Annotated in this window: 22 protein-coding genes; all 22 read left to right on the top strand. The window is 41.6% G+C overall.

The genetic code is table 11. The features are described from left to right. Positions 1 to 216 precede the first annotated feature (216 nt). The 22 genes from ACIQZD_RS07035 to tdh all read left to right on the top strand — a co-directional run bounded on the left by ACIQZD_RS07035 (position 217) and on the right by tdh (position 24,001). Entirely contained in the window at positions 217 to 942 is a 726-nt protein-coding gene (locus ACIQZD_RS07035) for a GntR family transcriptional regulator (RefSeq protein ID WP_101224693.1), read from the top strand. A gap of 160 nt (positions 943 to 1,102) precedes the next feature. Continuing rightward, entirely contained in the window at positions 1,103 to 2,191 is a 1,089-nt protein-coding gene (locus ACIQZD_RS07030; protein WP_214750721.1) for a BMP family lipoprotein, read from the top strand. A gap of 203 nt (positions 2,192 to 2,394) precedes the next feature. Further along, positions 2,395 to 3,930, top strand: coding sequence for an ABC transporter ATP-binding protein (locus tag ACIQZD_RS07025; protein ID WP_402900130.1), 1,536 nt, complete (start codon positions 2,395 to 2,397; stop codon positions 3,928 to 3,930). After that, positions 3,923 to 4,966 (top strand): ABC transporter permease, encoded by a 1,044-nt coding sequence (locus tag ACIQZD_RS07020; RefSeq protein ID WP_101224696.1) that lies wholly within the window; start codon positions 3,923 to 3,925, stop codon positions 4,964 to 4,966. Before ACIQZD_RS07025 ends, ACIQZD_RS07020 begins: the two co-directional genes overlap by 8 nt. Next, positions 4,967 to 5,926 (top strand): ABC transporter permease, encoded by a 960-nt coding sequence (locus ACIQZD_RS07015; RefSeq protein WP_214750719.1) that lies wholly within the window; start codon positions 4,967 to 4,969, stop codon positions 5,924 to 5,926. Between the two features lie 210 nt (positions 5,927 to 6,136). Continuing rightward, on the top strand, positions 6,137 to 7,417 hold the full coding sequence (yfmF, locus tag ACIQZD_RS07010; RefSeq protein ID WP_402900125.1) for an EF-P 5-aminopentanol modification-associated protein YfmF: 1,281 nt from the start codon (positions 6,137 to 6,139) through the stop codon (positions 7,415 to 7,417). After that, positions 7,417 to 8,703: an EF-P 5-aminopentanol modification-associated protein YfmH gene (yfmH, locus tag ACIQZD_RS07005; RefSeq protein ID WP_402900122.1), complete on the top strand. Its 1,287-nt coding sequence runs from the start codon at positions 7,417 to 7,419 to the stop codon at positions 8,701 to 8,703. The genes yfmF and yfmH overlap by 1 nt, the downstream gene beginning before the upstream one ends. 18 nt (positions 8,704 to 8,721) lie before the next feature. Then, positions 8,722 to 9,447 (top strand): elongation factor P 5-aminopentanone reductase, encoded by a 726-nt coding sequence (gene ymfI / locus ACIQZD_RS07000; RefSeq protein ID WP_241591249.1) that lies wholly within the window; start codon positions 8,722 to 8,724, stop codon positions 9,445 to 9,447. A gap of 81 nt (positions 9,448 to 9,528) precedes the next feature. Then, positions 9,529 to 9,786: a DUF3243 domain-containing protein gene (locus ACIQZD_RS06995; RefSeq protein WP_402839406.1), complete on the top strand. Its 258-nt coding sequence runs from the start codon at positions 9,529 to 9,531 to the stop codon at positions 9,784 to 9,786. A gap of 240 nt (positions 9,787 to 10,026) precedes the next feature. Next, positions 10,027 to 10,818 carry a DUF3388 domain-containing protein gene (locus ACIQZD_RS06990; RefSeq protein WP_402900117.1) on the top strand — a complete coding sequence of 264 codons (792 nt, stop codon included), beginning with the start codon at positions 10,027 to 10,029 and terminating at the stop codon, positions 10,816 to 10,818. 8 nt (positions 10,819 to 10,826) lie between these two features. Continuing rightward, positions 10,827 to 11,735, top strand: a complete 909-nt coding sequence (locus tag ACIQZD_RS06985) for a helix-turn-helix domain-containing protein (protein WP_402900114.1) — start codon at positions 10,827 to 10,829, stop codon at positions 11,733 to 11,735. Positions 11,736 to 11,898: 163 nt separating this feature from the next. Further along, positions 11,899 to 12,483, top strand: a complete 585-nt coding sequence (pgsA, locus tag ACIQZD_RS06980) for a CDP-diacylglycerol--glycerol-3-phosphate 3-phosphatidyltransferase (RefSeq protein WP_034313524.1) — start codon at positions 11,899 to 11,901, stop codon at positions 12,481 to 12,483. Positions 12,484 to 12,506: 23 nt separating this feature from the next. Beyond that, positions 12,507 to 13,739, top strand: coding sequence for a competence/damage-inducible protein A (locus tag ACIQZD_RS06975; protein WP_307262640.1), 1,233 nt, complete (start codon positions 12,507 to 12,509; stop codon positions 13,737 to 13,739). Positions 13,740 to 14,086: 347 nt separating this feature from the next. Then, the gene (gene recA, locus ACIQZD_RS06970; RefSeq protein ID WP_101224704.1) at positions 14,087 to 15,133 is read left to right on the top strand and encodes a recombinase RecA; all 1,047 of its coding nucleotides are present in this window, start codon (positions 14,087 to 14,089) and stop codon (positions 15,131 to 15,133) included. A gap of 353 nt (positions 15,134 to 15,486) precedes the next feature. Beyond that, positions 15,487 to 17,046, top strand: a complete 1,560-nt coding sequence (gene rny / locus ACIQZD_RS06965) for a ribonuclease Y (protein WP_063231807.1) — start codon at positions 15,487 to 15,489, stop codon at positions 17,044 to 17,046. 152 nt (positions 17,047 to 17,198) lie between these two features. Then, entirely contained in the window at positions 17,199 to 17,996 is a 798-nt protein-coding gene (locus ACIQZD_RS06960; protein WP_402900106.1) for a TIGR00282 family metallophosphoesterase, read from the top strand. A gap of 174 nt (positions 17,997 to 18,170) precedes the next feature. Then, positions 18,171 to 18,431: a stage V sporulation protein SpoVS gene (gene spoVS / locus ACIQZD_RS06955; RefSeq protein WP_029281188.1), complete on the top strand. Its 261-nt coding sequence runs from the start codon at positions 18,171 to 18,173 to the stop codon at positions 18,429 to 18,431. A gap of 133 nt (positions 18,432 to 18,564) precedes the next feature. Beyond that, positions 18,565 to 19,500, top strand: coding sequence for a dipeptidase (locus ACIQZD_RS06950; RefSeq protein WP_402900103.1), 936 nt, complete (start codon positions 18,565 to 18,567; stop codon positions 19,498 to 19,500). Positions 19,501 to 19,716: 216 nt separating this feature from the next. Continuing rightward, entirely contained in the window at positions 19,717 to 21,474 is a 1,758-nt protein-coding gene (locus ACIQZD_RS06945) for a 2-oxoacid:acceptor oxidoreductase subunit alpha (RefSeq protein WP_101224707.1), read from the top strand. Continuing rightward, positions 21,461 to 22,327 carry a 2-oxoacid:ferredoxin oxidoreductase subunit beta gene (locus ACIQZD_RS06940; protein WP_402900098.1) on the top strand — a complete coding sequence of 289 codons (867 nt, stop codon included), beginning with the start codon at positions 21,461 to 21,463 and terminating at the stop codon, positions 22,325 to 22,327. The genes ACIQZD_RS06945 and ACIQZD_RS06940 overlap by 14 nt, the downstream gene beginning before the upstream one ends. Before the next feature lie 150 nt (positions 22,328 to 22,477). Then, entirely contained in the window at positions 22,478 to 22,750 is a 273-nt protein-coding gene (locus ACIQZD_RS06935; protein ID WP_402900095.1) for a hypothetical protein, read from the top strand. Positions 22,751 to 22,960: 210 nt separating this feature from the next. Next, complete coding sequence (gene tdh, locus ACIQZD_RS06930) at positions 22,961 to 24,001, top strand: L-threonine 3-dehydrogenase (RefSeq protein ID WP_402901994.1); 1,041 nt, start codon at positions 22,961 to 22,963, stop codon at positions 23,999 to 24,001. Positions 24,002 to 24,090 lie beyond the last annotated feature (89 nt).

Below are 24,090 nucleotides of genomic sequence, written 5' to 3'. Positions count from 1 at the left end.
AAAAAATTATCTGATTTAGGAGAATAATCGTGCAAATTTCGCGGCCTCATCTAGATTGAAAGACACAGGGAAGGGTAATTTCTCCTAAATTCTTTTAAAGTAAATAGTAAAACACTATTTATTTATATCAAAAAAAATGTTATATTATTTTCGATTAGTAGGAATGATTCAACATCAGAGGTCTGATGTCTTAAGAAATTAGCTGGGGGAAACTGTATGTCAATAAAATCAGATAGTCGACATTTATATTTGCAGGTCATTGATTACCTGAAGCAGGATATTGAAGCTGGAGTCTATCAGGAAAATGAAAAATTCCCTTCAGAATTCGATCTTGCAAAAAAATTGGGAGTGAGTAGGGCGACACTTCGAGAAGCGCTGCGAATTTTAGAAGAAGAAAACATCATCATTCGCCGCCATGGAGTTGGGACTTTCGTCAATCCGAAACCTCGGTTCACTTCAGGTATCGAGCAATTAAAAAGTGTCACGAACATGATTGAAGAGGCAGGAATGAAACCGGGTACGATTTTCTTAAGCTCGACGGCCCAAGAACCTACAGAAGAGGATATACGCAGGTTTTCGTGTTCGACAGATGAACGCATCGTCATCATCGAACGAGTAAGGACTGCGAATGGGGAGCCAGTCGTCTACTGTATTGACAAAATTCCTGAATCTATACTATCAGAAAATTTTGACCGTAATGATGAGTCTCTTTTAGATATTTTGGAAAGAGATGCGCATCGAAAAATTACGCATGCCGTAGCAGAGATTGAGCCTATTGGATATCATGAGAAAGTTTCTCCTATCCTTAAATGCTCGCCAGAAGCCGCACTACTCGTTCTAAAGCAGATGCATCTGGATGATTGGGACCAGCCTATCCTGTATTCTGTAAACTACTTTAAAGCCAATATGTTCAGCTTTCATGTTCTTCGTAAACGTGTGTAGGCCTTGACTCTGCATACGGGTGAATGCAAGCGTTTGTTTCGATTCCGAAAAAGTCGATCAAGCGGATGCAAAAAAAATTAACGAGAAGTGAAAACGCAAACATAAATGACTTTTCAGAACATTCCTGCTCAAAAAACTATGTAAAATAGGGGGATAAAAATTGAAAAAGCGCAAATTAGGACTAGCTCTTTCACTTGTTCTTGCAGCCGGTACGCTACTAGGAGCATGTGGCAATTCAGAGAATGATGATAAAGAATCTTCAAATGGGAAAAACAAAGATAACTTCACTGTTGCAATGGTAACTGATACTGGCGGCGTGGATGACGAGTCGTTCAACCAATCCGCTTGGAAGGGCATTCAGGAATTCGGTAAGGATAATGGTCTGGAAAAAGGTAAGGATGGCTACAACTACCTGCAATCTAAATCTGATGCAGATTACGCTAAAAACCTGAATACGCTTGTACGTGAAGATTACCAACTAATCTATGGTATCGGTTTTCTTTTAGCCGAAGCTGTTGGTGAAGTGGCCGACCAACGTCCGGATTCACACTTTGCTATCGTGGATACAGTTGTAGATAAAAAGAATGTAGCCAGCATTAATTTTAAAGAGCAGCAAGGTTCATTCCTTGTAGGTGTAATTGCCGGACTGCAAACGAAAACAAACAAGGTCGGTTTTATCGGCGGAGTTGAATCTGAATTAATCAAGAAATTCGAAGTTGGCTTTAAGGCTGGGGTTTTATCTGTAAATCCGGATGCGAAAGTTGAAGTTAAATATGCCGGAGATTTCAATAAAGCTGATATCGGTAAATCCACAGCAGGCTCCATGTATTCTTCAGGTATCGATATCATTTATCATGCTGCTGGCGGAACTGGAAAAGGTGTATTCACTGAAGCAGTCGAGCAAAAGCAAAAAGATCCTAAGAGAGAAATTTATGTTATCGGTGTAGATAGCGACCAAGCTAAATTAGGGGCAGTTCCTGGAACTGACGACAACATCACACTTACTTCCATGTTAAAACGTGTTGACGTGGCAGTTAAAGACCTTTCCGAGAAAGCGAAAGAAGGAAACTTCCCAGGCGGAAAAGTAATTGAGTACGGTATTGAAGAAAATGGTGTAGGCATTTCCGATACAAAAGATAACGTAACTGAAGAATCTTTAAAAGCGGTTGAAGAGTGGACAGAAAAAATTAAATCAGGTGAATTCGTAGTTCCGGGCACGGATGAAGAATTCGAAAAACTTGGTTTATAAGCTGTAATGCCAGAAAGAATAGGGAGGCGAATTGCCCTCTATTCTTTCTTTTCCCAATTGCTCATTGCAACTGAAAAATATCGAATGAAAAACTATGATAGAATCGTAGTTTTTCATTTGGTTTTTTTAAAAAAATCAATATGCTAGTAGATGCAATCAAATGATTTAAGAATATTTACACTCATTTTAGGAGTTGATAATACGTGGAATATGTAATTGAGATGCTTAATATCCGTAAGGAATTCCCCGGCATCGTCGCAAATGATAACGTTACCCTTCAGGTTAAAAAAGGGGAGATTCACGCATTATTAGGTGAAAATGGCGCGGGCAAATCCACTTTGATGAATGTCTTATTCGGCTTATACCAGCCTGAACAGGGAGAAATCCGTGTGAATGGCAAGCCAGTCAAGATTACCAGTCCTAACATTGCCAATGATTTAGGGATTGGGATGGTCCATCAGCATTTTATGCTCGTTGACCCCTTTACAGTAACAGAAAATATCATTTTAGGAAAAGAACCTTCAAAAGCGGGTAAAATCGATTTAAAAGAAGCGAGCGAGGAAGTTAGGAAACTATCGGAACAATATCAGCTTCGTGTTGACCCCTATGCGAAAATTGCCGATATATCAATAGGGATGCAGCAGCGTGTCGAGATTCTTAAAACGCTATACCGTGGTGCGGAGATATTGATTTTTGATGAGCCGACCGCTGTATTGACTCCTCAAGAAATCAAGGAATTGATTTATATTATGAAAGCCCTTATCAAAGAGGGGAAATCCATCATTTTAATTACACACAAACTTAAGGAAATCATGGAGGTTTGTGACCGGGTAACGGTAATACGCAAAGGCCAGGGAATTGGTACAGTGAATGTCAACGAAACGAATCCTAACGAATTGGCCAGCTTAATGGTCGGTAGGGAAGTTCTGTTCAAGACGGAAAAAACGGCAGCTATTCCTTCGGATGTAGTTCTCGAGGTCCAGGAACTGGAAGTCAAGGATTCCCGGGGCGTTTCAGCTGTTCGGAACTTGGATTTAACTGTCCGTGCAGGAGAAATTGTCGGTATCGCCGGTGTAGATGGAAATGGACAATCCGAACTAATTGAAGCATTGGCTGGCCTAAGGAAGACAACCGCAGGTTCGATAAAGCTAAATGGAAAAGAAATCAGGAATCTGAAGCCGCGTAAAATCACTGAAGCAGGTGTCGGCCATATTCCAGAAGACAGACATAAGCATGGTTTGGTTCTCGATTACAGCATTGGGGAAAATATTGTCTTGCAAACCTATTATCAAAAGCCTTTTTCAAAAGCTGGTATCTTGAACTCAAAGAAAATATTTGAAAAGGCCCGTTCACTGATCAAAAGTTACGATGTTCGCACTCCGAGTGAATATACCCCGGCAAGGGCGCTTTCTGGAGGGAATCAGCAAAAAGCGATCATCGGCCGGGAAGTTGATAGGAACCCGGATTTATTGATTGCCGCACAGCCGACACGCGGACTTGATGTAGGGGCGATCGAGTTTATCCATAAACGTCTAATTGAACAGCGTGATGCAGGAAAAGCGGTACTCCTCATATCATTTGAATTGGAAGAAATCATGAACGTGAGCGATAGAATTGCCGTTATATACGAAGGGGAAATCGTCGCAATAGTCGATCCGAAAGAAACGACTGAACAGGAGCTTGGCCTTCTTATGGCTGGCAGTAAACGGACGGAAGCAGGGGGAAAACAAAATGTCTAAGTATTTATCTAAATTAACGAGTCCGTTAATAGCAGTTATCCTCGGCTTAGTCGTCGGGGCCATAATCATGTTAGTTAGCGGCTATGACCCTGTTGCCGGCTATGGCTCCATGATAAATGGGATTATCGGGGATTCTTATTATGTAGGGGAATCCGTCAGGACAATCATCCCTTATATCCTTGCTGGTTTGGCAGTGGCTTTTGCTTTCCGTACGGGCCTATTCAATATCGGTGTAGAAGGGCAATTAATTGTAGGCTGGCTGGCGGCAGTTTGGGTCGGAATCGCTTTTGACCTACCAAGGATCATCCATTTGCCGTTTGCCATATTAGCTGGTGCAGCTGCTGGTGCCTTGTGGGCATTTATCCCTGGTTATTTAAAAGCTAAGTTCCGTGTACATGAAGTAATCGTTTCGATCATGTTGAATTATACAGCATTATATGTGACGAATTATTTAATTCGGAATGTAATGACTGACAAGCTGGATAAAACAGAAAGAGTTGCTGATACAGCATCATTGCGGTCTCCTTTTTTTGAAAGCATTACGGATTTTTCCCGGATGCATTGGGGAATAGTGGTTGCGATTATTTGCGTGATCATCATGTGGTTCCTTCTTGAAAGGACAAAAACCGGCTTTGAACTGAAAGCGGTAGGTTTCAATCAGCACGCGTCCGAATATGCAGGGATGAGTGTAAATAAGAACATCATACTTTCCATGGTTATTTCAGGTGCGTTTGCAGGGCTTGCAGGTGCGATGGAAGGCCTTGGAACTTTCGGTTATGCCGCAGTCAAAGGCGGGTTCACAGGTATGGGCTTTGATGGGATTGCAGTAGCCTTACTAGGAGCGAATACGGCTATTGGTGTAGTGCTGGCAGCCTTATTATTTGGGGGACTGAAAGCAGGGGCGTTAAATATGCCGCTAGAAACCGGCATACCTAGTGAAATTGTAGATATTGTCATAGCATTGATCATTTTCTTCGTCGCATCCAGTTATTTTATTCGTTGGATTGCCGCTCGATTTAAGAAAGGGGTGAAATAAGTGGATTTTTACCAAGTATTACAAATTATTATTCCATCTATGATTGCTCTAGCTGCACCACTTATTTTTACTTCACTCGGAGGAGTGTTTTCTGAACGGGCAGGTGTCATAAACATCGGTTTAGAAGGATTGATGGTCATCGGTGCCTTTACAGGGATCGTTTTTAACTTAATGTTTGCTGATGTTTTTGGAGAATGGACTCCTTGGCTTGCTGTGCTAGCGGCAATGATTGCCGGCTTGCTGTTTTCCATTCTGCACGCTGTGGCATGCATTACGTTCAGGGCGGACCAAACGGTTAGTGGGGTAGCCATCAACTTGTTGGCAGTAGGTCTGACCATGTTTTTGGTGAAGCTGATTTTTGACAAAGGTCAAACTGATAGAATCACGGAAACATTCCCAAGGATTGATGTTCCTTTACTAAGTGATATTCCATTTATAGGACCCATCTTTTTCGCGAATGGATATTATATCGTATATATAGCGATCCTTATATCCTTTGTCGTCTGGTATGTACTTTATAAAACACCATTCGGGTTAAGGATCCGTGCAGTGGGTGAGCATCCCATGGCTGCTGATACGATGGGTGTCAATGTTACGAAAATCCGATATGCCGCCGTTTTATTATCAGGTGCTTTTGGAGGTATCGGCGGAGCGATATATGCTACCATCTTTTCGAATGAATTCAATCATGCGACAATTAATGGGCAAGGTTTCATGGCCATTGCCGCCATGATTTTTGGTAAATGGCACCCGGTCGGAGCAATGGGTGCAGCGTTATTCTTTGGTTTGGCTCAAAGTTTAAGTATCGTTGGCTCGAGCCTTCCCTTCTTCAAGGATATTCCATCGGTTTACCTATTGATCGCTCCTTATGTTCTGACAATCATTGCATTAACTGGTTTCATTGGACGTGCAGATGCTCCTAAAGCATCCGGACAGCCATACATCAAAGGAAAAAGATAAGGTTTTAACCGGTCAGCAAACTTGCTGGCCGGTTTTTTCTTTTGAGATTGAGCCGTAAAGTGATGGTGAGCTGGTGAAAAACCAAAAAAAGTAGCTGTAACTTGCATGATTTTTCCTTTCACATGTATATTTTAAGTAGATGTTTAAAAGGGTTCCAATCTACAAACAATAAGCTAATAAAGGTGATTTATATAATGAGGAGGATTATTCATGTCTATTGCTTCCGATACAATTACGGAAAAAAGCGGCTACAAGCTTCATGTGGTCCGGACGGATAAATATAAAACGAATACTCTCGTGCTGAAGATGAAAGCACCGTTGACAAAAGAGGACGTTACATATCGTGCATTGCTGCCATATGTGTTACAAAGCAATACAAGTAAATATCCTACAACACCCGAGCTTCGATCTTATCTTGATGATTTATATGGAGCAGGGTTTTATGTCGATGTAGCTAAAAAAGGCGAATATCAAATCATAAGTTTTACTATCGATATCGTCAATGAAAAATTCCTTAGTGATTCAACCCCGCTTCTCGAAAAGGCTTTTAGGTTATTATCAGAGGTGATCTTTAATCCGAAGAAGAATGGCGAGGCCTTTGACTCTAAAACGGTTTCCAATGAAATCCGTTCTTTAAAACAACGGATTCAATCCATTTCCGATGACAAAATGCGATATTCAGCTATACGCCTTGTAGAGGAAATGTGCAAAAATGAACCATATGCTTTAGAAGCGAGCGGTAATCTACAAGACTTGGAAACGATAACTCCTGAGTCCCTTTTCGCCTATTACAAAAAAGTGCTGGCGGAGGATGAAATCGATTTATATGTAATTGGTGACATCGATGAATCGGAAGTGCAGGCTCTGGCTGACAAGTATGTTTCATTGCAAGAACGAGTGCCTGTGAGACTGCCAGGGAAGATGCGCAAGGTAGTGGAGAAGGAAAAAGAAATCATTGAGAATTCGGATGTGAAGCAAGGGAAATTGAATATCGGTTATCGAACCCAAGTTGCCTACGGTGATCCGGATTATTATGCACTTCAGCTCTTCAATGGGATTTTTGGTGGCTTTTCACATTCAAAACTTTTCATCAATGTCCGGGAGAAAGCCAGCCTTGCTTATTATGCAGCTTCGAGGCTCGAAAGTCATAAAGGTCTATTAATGGTCATGGCCGGCATTGAAAATGCCAACTACAAGCAGGCATTGGACATCATTCATGCACAAATGAAGGAAATGAAGCAAGGGAACTTTTCCGAAGAAGAGCTGGCACAGACAAAGGCGGTCGTTAAGAATCAGCTACTTGAAACCATTGATGTTTCGAGAGGACTTGTGGAAATTTTATATCATAATGTGGTTTCCGGGCAGGATATATCACTCGACGAGTGGTTTGCAAACACAGAGCGGACGACAAAGGAAGAAATCATTGCAGTTGGTCAAAAGATTCAGCTTGATACGATTTATTTCCTAACGGAAGAGGAGGTGCAAGGGTAATGGAAAAAATAGCATTCACTCAATTGAAAGAAGAACTTTTCCATGAAAAAATGGATAATGGCCTAGAAGTGTATATTCTTCCGAAAAGTGGCTTCAATAAATCATTTGCCACTTTCACGACGAATTATGGTTCAATCGACAACCATTTCAAACCTTTGAATGAAACGGAATTCACTAAAGTACCTGATGGAATTGCCCATTTTCTTGAACATAAGCTTTTTGAAAAGGAAGATGGAGATGTTTTTCAGCAATTTTCAAAGCAGGGAGCATCTGCAAATGCCTTTACTTCTTTCACCCGTACAGCTTATTTATTTTCCAGCACGTCCGATTTCGATAGGAATCTAACTACCTTAATCGACTTTGTCCAGGATCCTTACTTTTCGGAAAAGACGGTAGAGAAGGAAAAAGGAATCATTGGGCAGGAAATCAATATGTATGATGATAATTCGGACTGGCGATTATATTTCGGAACGATAGCCAATATGTATCATCAGCATCCCGTGAAAATCGATATTGCCGGTACTGTGGAATCCATTGCAGATATTACGAAGGATATGCTTTACGAATGTTATAATACGTTTTATCATCCTAGCAACATGCTCCTATTCGTTGTAGGACCGGTTGATGTTGAAAGCACCATGAAGCTGATCCGGGATAATCAAAAAAATAAAGGGTACAATGAACAACCTGAGGTGGAACGTAAGTTTGACCAAGAGCCTGAAGTCGTTGCCAAGGACAAGGAAGTCTTAAGAATGAACGTCCAGACACCAAAAGTGATGCTGGGAATCAAGGCGACCAATGTCCATCAATCCGGTTCACAGCTTTTGAAAAGGGAATTGGCAACCAATATTTATCTGGAAATGCTGTTCGGCAAAAGCTCACCTTTGCATGAGGAGCTATATGAGGAAGGGTTGATCGATCAAAGCTTCTCATATGATTATACACAGGAACAAGGTTTTGGGTTTGCGTTAATTGGCGGGGACAGTGCCAAACCTGATGAGTTGACGGAGTCTTTATTTGGTATCCTGCAAAAATCAAAAGCCGGAACCGGCCTGAATGAAGAAAGCCTGCAAAGGACAATCAAGAAAAAAATCGGTTCTTTCCTTCGTTCTCTGAATTCGCCGGAATATATAGCGAATCAATTCACCAGATATGCATTCAATGATATGAACTTGTTCGATGTTGTATCAGTATTGGAAAAACTAACGATCGAAGATATCAGGGAGGTCGCCAAGGACTTAATATCCGATGAACGGATGACAGTCTGTCAGGTACTTCCTAAATAATATAAAGGGGGCTCGAATGTGGGGAAACGTTTTGCCCTTATTACTGGAGCCAGTGGAGGAATCGGCCGGGAAATCGCTATAAAGCTCGCCGAGGAGAATTATTCACTTTATTTACATTATAACAGCAATGAAGAAGCGATACTTGAATTGATTGAAGAACTGAAGCCCCATCAAGTTGAACTTATTCCGGTTCAAGCGGATTTGGCTGCACCGGATGGATACAAGAAATTGGCGGAAAATATCTTTGCCCTCCATGCAATCGTCCTCAATAGTGGCAATAGCTATTATGGGCTAATATCAGACATGGATGAGAAAATCGTTAATGAAATGGTGCAGCTGCATGTAACGAGCCCTTTCCAATTAACAAAGGAACTGCTTCCAAAGCTTATGTACCAAGAACAGGCTGCCATCGTTGCGGTCACATCGATTTGGGGGCAGACAGGTGCATCCTGTGAAGTATTATATTCAATGGTCAAGGGCAGTCAAAATGCTTTTATCAAGGCGCTTAGCAAAGAAGTCTCGCTTAATGGAATCCGGGTGAATGCCGTTGCCCCCGGTGCGATTTCCACTTCCATGCTCGAATCTTTCAGTGCAGAAGACCTGGAGATCATCAAAGGCGATATCCCGATGGGCAGGATGGGGCATTCAAAAGAAGTCGCGGAGGCCGTATACTATTTGCTTTCCGACAAGTCATCCTATATAACCGGGCAAATTTTAGGCGTAAATGGCGGATGGTACACATGATTTTTTTTTAAGACATGTATAATTTCCTCGGTTCCTTCACAAAATATCTATGTACTATTTTGAAGGAAAGGGTGACCATTCATGTCTGTACTGGACAATTGGGATCAATGGAAAAACTTCTTAGGCGACAGATTACATCAAGGTGAACAACAAGGCTTGTCAGAAAGCGCTGTTAACAACTTGGCTTACGAAATCGGTGATTACCTGGCCAATCAGGTTGAGCCCCAGAATGATCAAGAGAAAGTGCTTGCTGATCTTTGGTCAGTTGCAAGCGATCAAGAAAAACACGCCATGGCAAGTGTCATGGTCAAGTTAGTCGAGAACAATGGAACAAAGTAAAATATCCCTCCAAAGGCCCTGTTATTAATTAACAGGGCCTTTTGGATTTAAGTGGATGATTATTTATCCTCTTATATAAAAATGAATATTTTTCTAGGGTTTTTCCTTTTAACTTATCACGAAATGCTATATTATAGAAGCTAGACAATTAATAATAAAGTGTTCAGACCTTGAAATTTACGATGGATAAGTTTTTTGCCCTGAGTAGGGTAAAAGCTTTTAGGCTTAAGGAGTGTTATCGTGGATAATAAAGAATGGTATTTTGAATATGAAATCCAAGTCAACCGTCCTGGTTTATTAGGGGATATTTCATCCCTTCTGGGTATGCTTTCCATTAATATCATCACCATTAACGGGGTCGATGAAGGCAGGCGTGGTTTACTTTTGAAGGCGAAAGACAGCCGTAATATAGAAAGATTCGAGTCAATTCTCCGTACGATGGATACGATAAAGGTCATTAAGCTGAGGGAACCTAAATTGCGTGATCGCCTCGCAGTCAGGCATGGACGTTATATTCAGCGCGATGCCGATGAGAAGAACACCTTTAGGTTTGTCCGTGATGAACTGGGCTTGCTTGTCGATTTCCTGGCCGAGCTGTTTAAACAGGAAGGTCATAAATTGATCGGGATACGAGGGATGCCACGTGTCGGGAAAACTGAATCCATCGTAGCCTCGAGTGTATGTGCTAATAAGAGATGGTTGTTTGTGTCATCGACCCTTTTAAAGCAGACTATCCGCAGTCAGCTTATTGAGGATGAATATAATAATGATAATTTGTTCATTTTAGATGGAATTGTTTCCACTCGCCGTGCAAACGAGCGTCATTGGCAGTTGATTCGCGAAATAATGAGGCTTGATGCTGTCAAAGTAATCGAACATCCGGATGTTTTTGTCCAAAATACAGAGTATACCCTCGAAGACTTTGATTATATTATTGAATTGCGAAACAATCCTGAAGAAGAAATAACATATGAAGTTGTCGACCAAAAAGACCAGTTTTCAGGGTCCGATTTTGGTTCCTTTGACTTTTAAAATGGCAGGTGTTTTATTTGACTGAGTTAGGTAATCGATTAAAGGAAGCTAGGGAAGCCAAAGGCCTTAGCTTAGAAGATTTACAGGAATTAACGAAGATTCAAAAGCGTTACCTTATAGGCATTGAAGAGGGAAATTACAGTATGATGCCTGGAAAGTTCTATGTACGGGCATTCATAAAGCAATATTGTGAAGCGGTCGGACTGGACTCAGAAGAGATTTTCGAACAACATAAAAGTGAAGTGCCATCAGTCTATAGCGAGGAATTGCCAGAACAGCTTTCAAGGGTCCAATCCCGGAAAACTATACCGGCAGGAGATTCAAAGGTTGTGGAAATGTTACCGAAGATCCTGGCTGTCGTTTTAGTAATTGGTGCGGCCGTTTTGATATGGGTACTGGTATCGAATTATATGAGTAACCCAGATAATGATGATAAAAAGAACGCTAAAGAGAATGAAGCTGTGGGCTACAATAAAAGTGATGGGTTTAACGAAGAAAAAGAGAATGCAGACAAAAAACAGAATGAAGAAAAATCTGAGTCATCTGATGAGAAGAATGAAGAAGATGCAGTTGTCAAAGATGAAAAGAAAGAGCAAAAACTTGCCGTCACCAGTTCCAGCGGTAAAAATAGTACGTATGAATTAAAAAATACCGATACCTTTAAATTAAAGGTGACCTCAAAAGGATCACCATGGGTCGGCATAAAAAATGGTGAAGGTAAATTACTATTCCAGGGCACTATCGACAAGGACAAAAGCCAGGAAATTGATTTCACCAATGAAAAAGAAGCTGTCATCAATATAGGCAGAGCATATGAAACTGAGATTTATGTGAATGATGAGAAGCTGGAGTATTCCATTTCACCGACTGAAGTGAATACGCAATTGGTTACGATACAATTTACGAAAGCCGAATAGTCATCTTATAGATGACTATTTTTGCTCTATATAATAGTAAGGCGACGGGAAATGGATTGCCCGGCATATAAGATTGGATTTTGAGTTAAATTATACATAAAAGCGTATTTTAGATATAAGACGCAGGCCCGAATGGCAGGCGTAAATTTTGGAGGTAAAAGTTTTGAATCTGCCTAATAAGATTACAGTAGCAAGAATCTGTTTAATACCAGTATTTTTAATCATCATGCTCGTTCCTTTTTCATGGGGGACGCTGACTTGGGGAGAATACAGTTTGCCAGTGGCGCACCTAGCTGGAGCCATCCTCTTTATTATCGCTTCCACTACGGATTGGATCGATGGCCATTTTGCCAGAAAATATAATATGATTACTGATTTAGGGAAATTTTTAGATCCACTGGCTGATAAGCTTCTGGTTTCGGCTGCCTTAATCGTTTTGGTTGATCTAGATTTAATGTACGGTCAATCATGGATCGCCATCGTGATCATAAGTCGCGAGTTTGCAGTCACCGGATTGCGTTTGGTGCTAGCGGGTACAGGGGAAGTGGTTGCAGCGAACCAGCTTGGCAAAATTAAAACATGGGCACAAATTGTTTCTATTTCGGCTTTATTGCTGCATAACCTTCCATTTGCCCTCATTTCACTTCCATTTGCCAATATCGCATTGTGGATTGCATTAATCTTTACAATCTGGTCTGGTTTGGATTATTTTATAAAAAACAAAGAAGTATTTGTTAATTCAAAGTAAAAACGAATGGTGGTTTTGAAAAGATGGATGCAGAAATCATTGCAGTGGGCTCAGAGCTTCTTTTAGGACAAATCAATAACACTAATGGAAGGTTCTTATCGCAGCAGTTTGCGGAAATGGGGATCAACGTTTTTTACCATACTGTGGTCGGGGATAACGACCGCCGTTTACAACAAGCTATAGAAATCGCTGAATCGAGGGCGAACTTGATTGTCTTTACCGGTGGACTCGGTCCTACCAAAGATGATTTAACGAAAGAAACGATTGCTCGCCATATAGGGAAAAAGCTCGTTTTTAATGATGAAGCTTTGCAATCCATTGAAGCTTACTTCCAAAAACGGGAACGGCCGATGACGGAAAACAACAAAAAGCAGGCCCTTGTCTTAGAAGGCAGTGAAGTGTTGGCAAACGATCATGGCATGGCACCGGGAATGGTCTTGTCCAAATCCGGGATTACATATATGCTTCTCCCTGGTCCGCCAAGTGAAATGGAGCCGATGTTTTTAAGTTACGGTTATGAAAAGATCATGAATAAACTGGAAAAGCATGAACGGATCGATTCCAAGGTTCTTCGGTTCTACGGTATAGGTGAAGCCGAACTGGAAACGGTGATTGAAGATCTTCTTGTCAATCAAACGAATCCGACAATTGCTCCGCTGGCAGCCGAAGGGGAAGTGACGTTAAGGATTACCGCTAAAGACTCTTCTAAAGAAAAATGCGAAGAGCTTATTTTAGAAGCGGAAAAAGAAATTCTTAGCAGGGTCGGTAAGTTCCATTATGGAAGTGATAATACTTCGCTAATAAAGGAACTTGTAAAAGAATTAACAGTCCGCAAGCTTTCAATTGCGGCAGCTGAAAGCTTGACCGGAGGGATGTTCCAAGAACAGCTGACAACCATTCCTGGCGCCGGTAAAGTCTTCAAAGGCGGAATTGTCTGCTATACGAATGATGCGAAGTCGAACGTTCTTGGCGTCAGCGATGATACCATATCTGAGCATGGGGTGGTCAGCGGTGAGTGTGCAATGGAAATGGCCTCTAATGTTCGGAGCAAGCTCGATGCGGATGTAGGCATAAGCTTTACGGGTGTTGCAGGTCCGGATGAACAAGAAGGCAAGCCTGTAGGGACAGTATTCATTGGCATTTCCTATCGGGATGGAAACACTCATTTCAAGGAGTTGAATCTTTCCGGAAGCAGGGCGCAAAACCGGATTCGGAGTGTGAAGTACGGCTGTCATTACCTATTAAGGGATTTATAAACGCTATAAGCAGAGCTTTTTACAGCTCTGCTTTTTATTTGGTTTTAGAAGTTTGTTTCTTGAAAAATAGGGAAAAAAAGAAAAAAGTTAATTCAATGAAAATGTTTTTTTTAGGGAGCAAGTGAAAGGAAATGGAGATTTCCTTAAGATAAAACGCTTTTTTACAGAGAATACCCCCAAAGAAAAAAACGAATGAATGTTCGACTTTTTGCTTGGCAAAATTATAAAAAGAGTATATAGTAAAGATAGGTTTTGAGACAGGATGCAAACCTTGATCTCGAATAATTGCTAAGTAAGTACACCTTTAATCGGACAGCCGATTATTTGAATATAGAGGAGGAAATTGAGTGAGTGATCGTCAAGCGGCTTTAGATATGGCGTTAAAACAAATTGAAAAACAATTTGGTAAAGGTTCTATTATGAAACTTGGGGAACAGTCTGATCGTAGGATTTCAACGATTTCAAGCGGTTCTTTAGCATTGGACGTAGCATTGGGAGTGGGCGGATATCCAAGAGGCCGGGTCATTGAGATATATGGACCTGAAAGCTCCGGTAAAACGACTGTTGCATTACATGCTATTGCAGAAGTACAAAAGACTGGCGGCACGGCTGCATTCATTGATGCAGAGCATGCTTTAGATCCAGCATATTCAGAAAAACTTGGTGTGAATATAGATGATTTACTGCTTTCGCAGCCTGATACGGGTGAACAGGCCTTGGAGATCGCTGAAGCATTAGTTCGAAGTGGAGCTGTAGATATCATTGTCATTGATTCGGTTGCAGCACTTGTTCCTAAAGCTGAAATCGAAGGCGAAATGGGAGATTCCCATATGGGTCTTCAAGCGCGGATGATGTCCCAGGCGCTTAGAAAACTGTCTGGTGCCATTAATAAATCAAATACCATTGCCATTTTCATAAACCAAGTCCGTGAAAAAATCGGTGTTATGTTTGGGAATCCAGAAACGACTCCGGGAGGCCGGGCATTGAAGTTCTATTCAACTGTTCGTCTGGAAGTGCGCCGTGCGGAACAATTAAAACAAGGTAATGAAATCGTCGGTAATAAAACGAAAATCAAAGTTGTAAAAAACAAGGTTGCTCCACCATTCCGTCAAGCAGAAGTTGACATCATGTATGGTCAAGGGATTTCCCAGGAAGGTGAAATCATCGATATGGGTGCAGATCTTGATATCGTCCTTAAAAGCGGTTCGTGGTATTCATACAATGAAGAACGTGTCGGACAAGGCCGCGAAAATGCGAAGCTGTTCTTGAAAGAAAATCAGGATATCGCTCAGGAAATTTCTCAGAAAATCAGAGATCACTATAATCTCGATGGAGAGCATGAATTACCGCCAGAAGAAAATGAACCAGAAGAGCATTTTGAATTGCTTGATTAATGGTATTTGGAAAAGGCCTAAGCTTGTTCGCTTAGGTCTTTTCTATATATTTTGAGAAAAGTTTGAAATTTTCAGTGGAATAAATGGCATTGAAATAAGATTTACAGACTTCTTCCATAACGAATGCTGTACATTATGAAGGTCGATATTAAGAAAACTTGAATAATCATTGATACATAAGGGACAAACGCTTGACAATAAAAATTCTCAACTATACAATTAATATGTATATTTTACAATTTTTCAAACTAAAATTTTGAAAATTAAGTGCTGTATATTGAATTTATGTGCAATGTACTTGCCGACAGTTCAACATTTTATGTAAAAAGTTCATAGCAAGGGGAGGTGAAACGATGGAACCCATGACAATCATCTTCACTTTGCTTGGCCTAATCGTCGGTGCAGTTGTTGGTTATTTTATTCACAAATCAAAATTTGAGAGTAAAATAGCAGGGGCAAAGGGCTCTGCTGAACACATCCTTGAGGATGCAAAACGTGAAGCGGAAGCACTTAAGAAAGAAGCCTTGTTGGAAGCAAAAGATGAAATTCATAAAGTTCGTGCCGATTCGGATCGGGAAGCCCGTGAAAGAAGGAACGAATTACAAAAACAAGAAAATCGGTTATTGCAAAGAGAAGAGAATCTGGACCGCAAGGATGAAACGTTAGACAAACGTGAAAGCCTTTTGGAGAAAAAAGAAGATTCTCTAAACCAAAGACAACAGCATATTGAAGAGATGGAAAGCAAAGTGGACGAGACGGTTCGTAAGCAGCAAACAGAGCTTGAACGTGTTTCCGGTTTAACTCGTGAAGAAGCTAAAGCAATCATTATAGACCGAATGGAAAACGAGCTTGCTCACGATGTAGCGCTTATGATTAAAGAAAGTGATACCCGTGCCAAAGAAGAAGCTGATAAAAAAGCAAAAGAAGTTCTTTCTCTTGCCATTCAGCGTTGTGCGGCTGATCATGTTGCAGAAACCACCGTTTCTGTAGTAAATCTTCCAAACGATGAAATGAAAGGACGGATAATCGGACGTGAAGGACGAAATATCCGGACGTTAGAAACGCTAACAGGTATTGACCTTATTATCGATGATACTCCTGAAGCTGTCATTTTATCTGGATTTGATCCAATTAGACGGGAAACGGCACGCTTGGCTCTTGAGAAACTTGTTCAGGACGGACGGATCCATCCGGCCCGCATTGAAGAAATGGTTGACAAAGCAAGACGTGAGGTAGATGAACATATTCGTGAAATTGGTGAACAAACGACTTTTGAAGTTGGAGTTCACGGTCTCCATCCAGATCTCATCAAAATACTAGGACGTTTGAAGTTCCGTACCAGTTATGGGCAAAACGTACTTAAACATTCAATTGAAGTGGCCCAGCTTTCAGGTTTACTGGCCGCTGAGCTTGGTGAGGATGAAGTTCTTGCCCGCCGTGCAGGTTTACTGCATGATATTGGGAAAGCGATTGATCATGAAGTGGAAGGCAGTCACGTTGAAATTGGCGTTGAATTAGCAACCAAATATAAAGAGCATCCAACTGTCATTAACAGCATCGCTTCACATCATGGCGATACTGAACCAACTTCCATCATTTCAGTGCTTGTGGCTGCCGCTGATGCATTATCAGCAGCAAGACCGGGAGCTAGAAGTGAAACGCTTGAAAATTACATTAGAAGACTTGAAAAACTTGAGGAAATTTCCGAATCCTATGATGGAGTGGAAAAATCATTTGCGATTCAAGCCGGACGAGAAGTGCGGATTCTAGTGAAACCAGAACAAATTGATGATCTTTCGGCCCATCGACTCGCGCGTGATATCCGGAAAAGGATTGAAGAAGAGCTCGATTACCCTGGTCATATAAAAGTCACGGTCATCCGTGAAACAAGAGCAGTCGAATACGCTAAATAATCGTTAATGAAAAACGAAGTGGTGCAAACCACTTCGTTTTTTCTTTTTCGGATATTAATCGTTAAGCGTAATTCCTATAATTACCCCGAATTGTGTTACAATACATACTTGAATAATTCATATAATTAGGTGAATCCAGAAAGGGTTTTACAATGAAATTGCTATTTATTGGAGATGTAGTGGGGTCTCCTGGTCGTGACATGATCCAAGAATACCTTCCTAAGTTAAAAGAAAAGTATCGTCCGCACATCACGGTCATCAATGGCGAGAATGCAGCAAGCGGCCGAGGAATTACAGAAAAGATTTACCGCAGTTTTTTAGAGTGGGGAGCGCAGGCGGTGACCATGGGAAATCATACATGGGATAACCGTGATATCTTCAATTTTATTGATGAAGCGAAATATCTCGTCCGTCCTGCGAACTTTCCAGACGGGACACCTGGAGAAGGAATGAAATTTTTAAAATTGAACCAGTATGAAATAGCGGTCATCAATTTGCAAGCGAGAACATTCATGCCGGATTTGGATTGTCCGTTCAAAAAGGCTGAAGAACTCGTGGCGGAGGCTCAAAAAAAGACACCAATCATCTTTGTCGATTTTCATGGAGAAGCTACAAGTGAAAAGCAGGCTATGGGGTGGTTCCTGGATGGGAAGGTTACAGCCGTTGTCGGTACACACACACACGTCCAGACAGCCGATAACCGTATATTGCCTGGAGGCACCGCTTACATATCAGATGTAGGCATGACAGGACCATATGATGGCATCCTTGGTATGGGAAGAGATGCAGTCATCCATCGGTTCCTAACTAGCCTTCCTGCTCGTTTCGAAGTGCCAAAAGAGGGGCGGACCCTATTAAGTGGGGTACTCCTTGAAATTGATGATAAAACTGGCAAGGCTAAAAAAATAGAAAGGATACTGATTAACGAAGATCACCCCTTTTATCATTGATTCGAACGGATGGACAGTCAAACTGGCCATCCGTTTTTCCATTCATTAATAAATGGTGGACAATCCCGGTTTTCTTTGTCATACAAGTTTTACTTGATGAATATAGTAGCAGTGGAAAGTGTTATAACTATTGAGCCAAGTTAGAATCGGCAGGGAAAACAAGGAGGACTAGGAATGGAAATATTAAAAGTTTCAGCAAAATCTAATCCTAATTCTGTAGCAGGCGCACTAGCGGGAGTGCTCAGGGAAAGAGGGGCAGCCGAAATTCAAGCAATCGGTGCAGGTGCGTTAAATCAAGCCGTCAAGGCAGTAGCAATCGCAAGAGGGTTTGTCGCACCTAGTGGAGTTGACTTGATTTGTATTCCTGCCTTTACAGATATACTTATTGATGGTGAAGAGCGAACGGCAATAAAACTAATCATTGAACCAAGATAATTCCATGTTTGGATGCCCTGTTTGTCGGATGGCGAGCAGGCTCTTTTTTGTCGTGAAATCCAAATGACGAAAAATCCATATCCCTTTATAATGGAATATAGATTCATAAAAAGGCACAGGAAGGGGGATTATATTGGCGATTTTTGATGCCCATTGTGATGTACTGATGAAGATGTTCATCGATCCGGATATTTCTTTTGCAAATAGTGATAAGTTACATATAACAAAGCGGGGATTATTGGATGAAGGGGGAAAGGTCCAATGTTTTGCAATATATATTCCTGAAAAAGTCCACCCTGATATGAGATTTCAAGCGGCTTTGGCAATGGTGGATATTTTTCATGAAAAGATTTTATCAGAGCCGGAAATGAAATTTATAAAGACCAAGGCAGACATCGAATCTTTAAAAGAAAAGGAAATAGGTGCAATGCTAACTTTGGAGGGGTGCGATTGCATCGGGAATGATTTGTTGAAATTGAAAACCCTTATTCATCTTGGAGTGTCCTCCGTAGGCCTAACTTGGAATTACGCCAACTTGGTAGCGGATGGGGCATTAGAAACAAGAGGGGGCGGCTTGACAGGGTTTGGAACCGAGGTGGTCGCGCAATTGAATGAGAAGTCGATTTGGTGCGATTTATCCCATTTATCCGAAGCGGGGTTTTGGGACACCCTAAATTTGGCGGAATTCCCAATTGCCTCCCATTCGAATGCTTATCATCTATGTCCGCATCCGCGAAATTTAAAAGACGGGCAGATAAAAGCCCTTTTGCAGAAGAATGGGGTGATCGGTGTAACCTTTGTCCCGCAATTTCTGGCAAATGGTGAATCGGCTGTGATAAAGGATATCCTGAAACATATTGAGCATATATGCAGTTTGGGCGGGGAAAGACAAATTGGATTAGGGTCTGACTTCGATGGAATCGATCATATGGTAGAGAATTTGATGTCATATAAGGATTATCATAACTTAATAAATGAACTGAACAGGCTTTATTCCAGTGAGTTTGTAAAAGGTCTCCTTTTTGATAATTTCACTCGTAACTTTCCGCTTAGAAAGGAAATATCTTAAGTGATTTTCAATTCTTACTATATAGATATGAATAAATATTCTGAAAATATAAAAAATAAAAGCAAAAAGGTTGCAATTTGATGATTTAACCGATAGAATTGAAAGCGTTTAGTACACCTTTCCTAAATTAGAACGATAATTTTACATAGTTGAATGTTCTGAAGAGAGGTGCGGTTAAATGCATTTATATACGAACGTCCTAAAGGAGTGTAAGACATGATCAATCAACTTTCATGGAAAGTTGGCGGACAACAAGGTGAAGGTATTGAAAGTACAGGAGAAATATTCTGTATTGCCCTCAATCGCTTAGGTTATTACTTGTATGGCTACCGTCATTTCTCATCCCGAATCAAGGGTGGACACACGAATAACAAAATTCGTGTAAGTACTACGGAAACTCGTGCTATCTCTGATGATTTAGACATCTTAGTTGCTTTTGACCAAGAAACAATTGACGTCAATTATAAAGAATTACATGAGGGTGGCATCATAATTGCAGATGCAAAATTCAAACCTGTCTGCCCAGAAGATACAAAGGCAGAATTATATATTGTTCCCTTTACGGAAATAGCAGCCGAATTAGGAACATCATTAATGAAAAATATGGTCGCCATCGGTGCGACATGTGCTGTTCTGGGAATGGAAATTTCCGTATTCAACGATGTGGTTGATGAAATATTCGGCCGTAAGGGTGAAGAAATCGTTAAGAAGAATATGGATGCCATTACTGCTGGCTATAAGGCAATGGAAGTGTTGCTTGGAGAAAAACTGGGCGCTATGGAGCTGGAAAAGGCAGACGGCCAAAAACGAATGTTCATGATTGGAAACGATGCTATCGCTTTAGGTGCAGTTGCAGGCGGTTGCCGCTTTATGGCAGCTTACCCGATTACTCCTGCCTCGGAAATTATGGAATACTTAATTAAAAAACTTCCTCAATTTGGCGGGACGGTCATCCAGACCGAAGATGAAATCGCGGCGGCTACAATGGCAATCGGTGCAAACTATGGCGGTGTACGTGCCATCACAGCTTCAGCTGGACCTGGACTTTCCTTGAAAATGGAAGCGATTGGTTTAGCGGGCATTACCGAAACGCCAATTGTCATCGTCGATACTCAACGTGGCGGTCCATCTACGGGACTTCCTACAAAACAGGAGCAATCCGATTTAATGGCCATGATTTATGGTACACATGGTGAAATACCTAAAATCGTCATGGCTCCGAGTACTGTTGAGGAAGCTTTTTATGATACGGCGGAAGCATTCAACCTTGCAGAGGAATATCAATGTCCAGTTATCGTTCTATCCGACTTACAGCTATCATTAGGTAAACAAACGGTTCAGCCGCTTGATTACGGCAAAGTGGAGATAAGACGCGGTAAATTGGTGGACTTTGAAATAGAAGAGGCTGAAGACAAATCTTACTTCAAGCGTTATGAAGTAACGGAAGACGGAGTCTCACCGCGTGTAGTGCCTGGTATGAAAAATGGAATTCACCATGTTACTGGTGTTGAACATGATGAAACGGGCAGACCTTCCGAGACGGCTTTGAATCGTAAATTGCAAATGGATAAACGGATGCGTAAGCTGAATAATTTAACTAACACATTCCAAACACCAGTATACAAAAACACACCGCATGAAGAAGCGGACTTATTAATTCTTGGCTTTAACTCAACACGCGGGACGATTGATGAAGCGATCGGCCGGTTAGAAACGGATGGAATGAAAGTGAATCACGCACAAATCCGTTTGATTCATCCTTTCCCAGCTGATGAAGTCCTATCATTGGTGCAAAGTGCTAAGAAAGTAGTAGTTATTGAAAATAATGCGACTGGACAATTGGCTAATATCATCAAGATGAATGTCGGACATGTTAATAAAATTAAAAGCATCCTAAAATATGATGGCAATCCATTCCTCCCGCATGAAATTCACACACAATGCAAGGAGATGTTCGAATATGGCAACGTTTAAAGAGTTTCGGAATGATGTAAAACCTAACTGGTGTCCTGGCTGCGGAGATTTTTCCGTTCAGGCTGCCATGCAGCGTGCGGCAGCGAATGTGGGATTGGAGCCGGAGAATTTGGCTGTTGTTTCCGGTATCGGCTGTTCAGGGCGTATTTCCGGTTACATCAAGTCATATGGTTTCCACGGCATCCATGGCCGCTCACTGCCAATTGCCCAAGGAGTAAAGATGGCCAATCGTGAATTGACCGTTATAGCTTCAGGCGGTGACGGAGATGGTTTTGCAATCGGGATGGGACACACCATCCATGCGATCCGCCGTAATATCGACATTACGTATATTGTCATGGATAACCAAATATATGGATTGACAAAAGGCCAGACTTCCCCTAGGTCCGCTGCTGGGTTTAAAACGAAATCCACTCCGGAAGGATCAATAGAACAGGCTGTTTCACCTATGGAATTAGCATTATCAGCTGGCGCTACGTTTGTCGCCCAAAGCTTTTCCACAGACTTGAAAGACCTGACGGCGATCATTGAAGCAGGGATAAACCATAAAGGGTTCTCCTTTATCAATGTTTTCTCTCCTTGCGTAACATACAATAAAATCAATACGTATGATTGGTTTAAACAAAACTTGACTAAATTAAACAGTATTGAAGGCTATGATTCATCAAATAAAGAACAGGCCATGCAGACTTTGATGCAGCATGACAGCCTTGTGACAGGGATTATTTATCAAGATACTTCACGCCCTTCGTACCAGGAATTAGTGCCAGGGTATGCTGAAAATGCGTTAAATAAATCAGATCTGACTCTTGATCAAGCGCACTTTGATAAGCTTGTGGCTGAATTCATGTAAAAAGTTAAAAGGTTCACCCCTTAAGATGGGGTGAACCTTTTTTGTGACTAATTGGAAAGCTCGAGTAGAGAGAATCACTATACTCTCTAAATTAGCTTACCACCAACCGTTATTGCTTCCACCGCCGAAGATATTGCAACGGTTCCTTCTGTGACAATGGCGGTCCCGATCACGGTCCCGATCACGGTCGCGGTCGCGGTCGCGGTCGCGCCTATTACAGCCTCTCACAGCACGACAAAAATCGTCTGCGATTCTATCGTTGTCCCGATCCCGATCCCGATCCCGATCGTGGTGGTGATCGCAATCGTGATGGTGATCGCGGTCACGCCTATTACAGCCCCTCACAGCACGACAAAAATTGTTTGCGATTCTATCGTTATCTCTGTCCCGATCGTGATGATCGTGATTATTGCATCCACATGACATATAAGTCACTCCTTCATAATTTTGTTTTACAAGATATCTTATTCGAGAGCGGACAAGATGCTATAGAAACATGACCCATTTAACAAAAATGTACGAATTCCCCAGCCGATACAAAAGCGTTTATGGTATTTTTTTATTTAGCTTTTCATATCTTTACATATTAAGGAAGATGAAAGTAGCAGCCCTATTTCAGGGGGAGTGTACATGTTGAGAGGTAAAATGAAAGCCGTCGTCAAACACCACCGAGGTTATGGGGCCCAATTACAAGATGTCGATATACCGGATATTCGTGATGACGAGGTCTTGATTCGAGTGAAAATGACCTCGATATGCGGAACGGATATTCATATTTTCACCTGGGATGAATGGTCGCAGGGAAGAGTGAATCCACCATACGTATTTGGGCACGAATTTGCTGGGGAAGTAATGGGGATAGGAGCAAGTGTCAGCAATGTTTCGGTTGGTGATTGCGTATCTGCAGAAACACATATCGTTTGCGGCACATGCAGGCAGTGCTTAACCGGGCAATTCCATATTTGTAAAAAAACAAACATTATCGGTGTCGATAAACAAGGATGCTTTGCAGAGTATATAGCTCTGCCGGCCAAAAATTTATGGAAAAATCCAAGTGATATGCCACTTGATATGGCTACCATCCAAGAACCGATGGGCAATGCAGTCCATTCCGTGCTAGCTGGCGAGGTGCTGGGCAAAACGGTGGCAATAATCGGCTGTGGACCAATCGGGCTGATGGCGATTGCAGTAGCAAAGGCCGCAGGTGCTGATAAAGTAATCGCTCTTGATATTAATGATTATCGACTGCAGCTGGCCCAAAAGATGGGTGCTACAGACCTCATTCATTCAATTAAACAAGATCCATTGAAAATCACGAAAAGCCTCACAAGTGCCGATGGGGTGGATGTCGTTTGCGAAATGAGCGGTAATCCGGCAGCTATCCAACAAGGGTTTAAGATGGCGACGAATGGTGGAAGAATATCCATTCTAAGTTTGCCGTCTAAGCCCGTCACCCTTAATATAACGGAGGATATAGTATTCAAGGGCCTTACTGTCCAAGGAATAACAGGAAGGAAGATGTTTTCAACCTGGCAACAGGTTTCAAGCCTGCTTGAAAGTGGCAAGGTTGATGTAAAACCAATGATTACCCACCGTTTTCCACTAAGCGAATTTGAAAAGGGATTTGAACTGATGATCAAAGGTCAGTGTGGTAAGGTACTACTGATACCTTAAGAGTGAGAAGGTTTACGAGTAAAACGCAAATTCACGAGTAAAGTGCCCAAACTCACGAGTAAAGTGCCTAAACTCACGAGTAAAGTGCC

The sequence above is a fragment of the Peribacillus sp. NPDC096447 genome (assembly GCF_044762725.1).
Classification (GTDB): domain Bacteria; phylum Bacillota; class Bacilli; order Bacillales; family DSM-1321; genus Peribacillus.
Note: the sequence above shows the minus strand (reverse complement) of the source record. Positions and strands in the feature narration are given on the sequence as shown.

Coding starts and splice junctions, on each gene's coding strand:
- ACIQZD_RS07035 (WP_101224693.1), top strand. CDS start 217: ATGTCAATAAAATCAGATAGTCGACATTTATATTTGCAGGTCATTGAT.
- ACIQZD_RS07020 (WP_101224696.1), top strand. CDS start 3,923: ATGTCTAAGTATTTATCTAAATTAACGAGTCCGTTAATAGCAGTTATC.
- yfmF (WP_402900125.1), top strand. CDS start 6,137: ATGTCTATTGCTTCCGATACAATTACGGAAAAAAGCGGCTACAAGCTT.
- yfmH (WP_402900122.1), top strand. CDS start 7,417: ATGGAAAAAATAGCATTCACTCAATTGAAAGAAGAACTTTTCCATGAA.
- ACIQZD_RS06995 (WP_402839406.1), top strand. CDS start 9,529: ATGTCTGTACTGGACAATTGGGATCAATGGAAAAACTTCTTAGGCGAC.
- ACIQZD_RS06975 (WP_307262640.1), top strand. CDS start 12,507: ATGGATGCAGAAATCATTGCAGTGGGCTCAGAGCTTCTTTTAGGACAA.
- rny (WP_063231807.1), top strand. CDS start 15,487: ATGGAACCCATGACAATCATCTTCACTTTGCTTGGCCTAATCGTCGGT.
- ACIQZD_RS06960 (WP_402900106.1), top strand. CDS start 17,199: ATGAAATTGCTATTTATTGGAGATGTAGTGGGGTCTCCTGGTCGTGAC.
- spoVS (WP_029281188.1), top strand. CDS start 18,171: ATGGAAATATTAAAAGTTTCAGCAAAATCTAATCCTAATTCTGTAGCA.
- ACIQZD_RS06945 (WP_101224707.1), top strand. CDS start 19,717: ATGATCAATCAACTTTCATGGAAAGTTGGCGGACAACAAGGTGAAGGT.
- ACIQZD_RS06940 (WP_402900098.1), top strand. CDS start 21,461: ATGGCAACGTTTAAAGAGTTTCGGAATGATGTAAAACCTAACTGGTGT.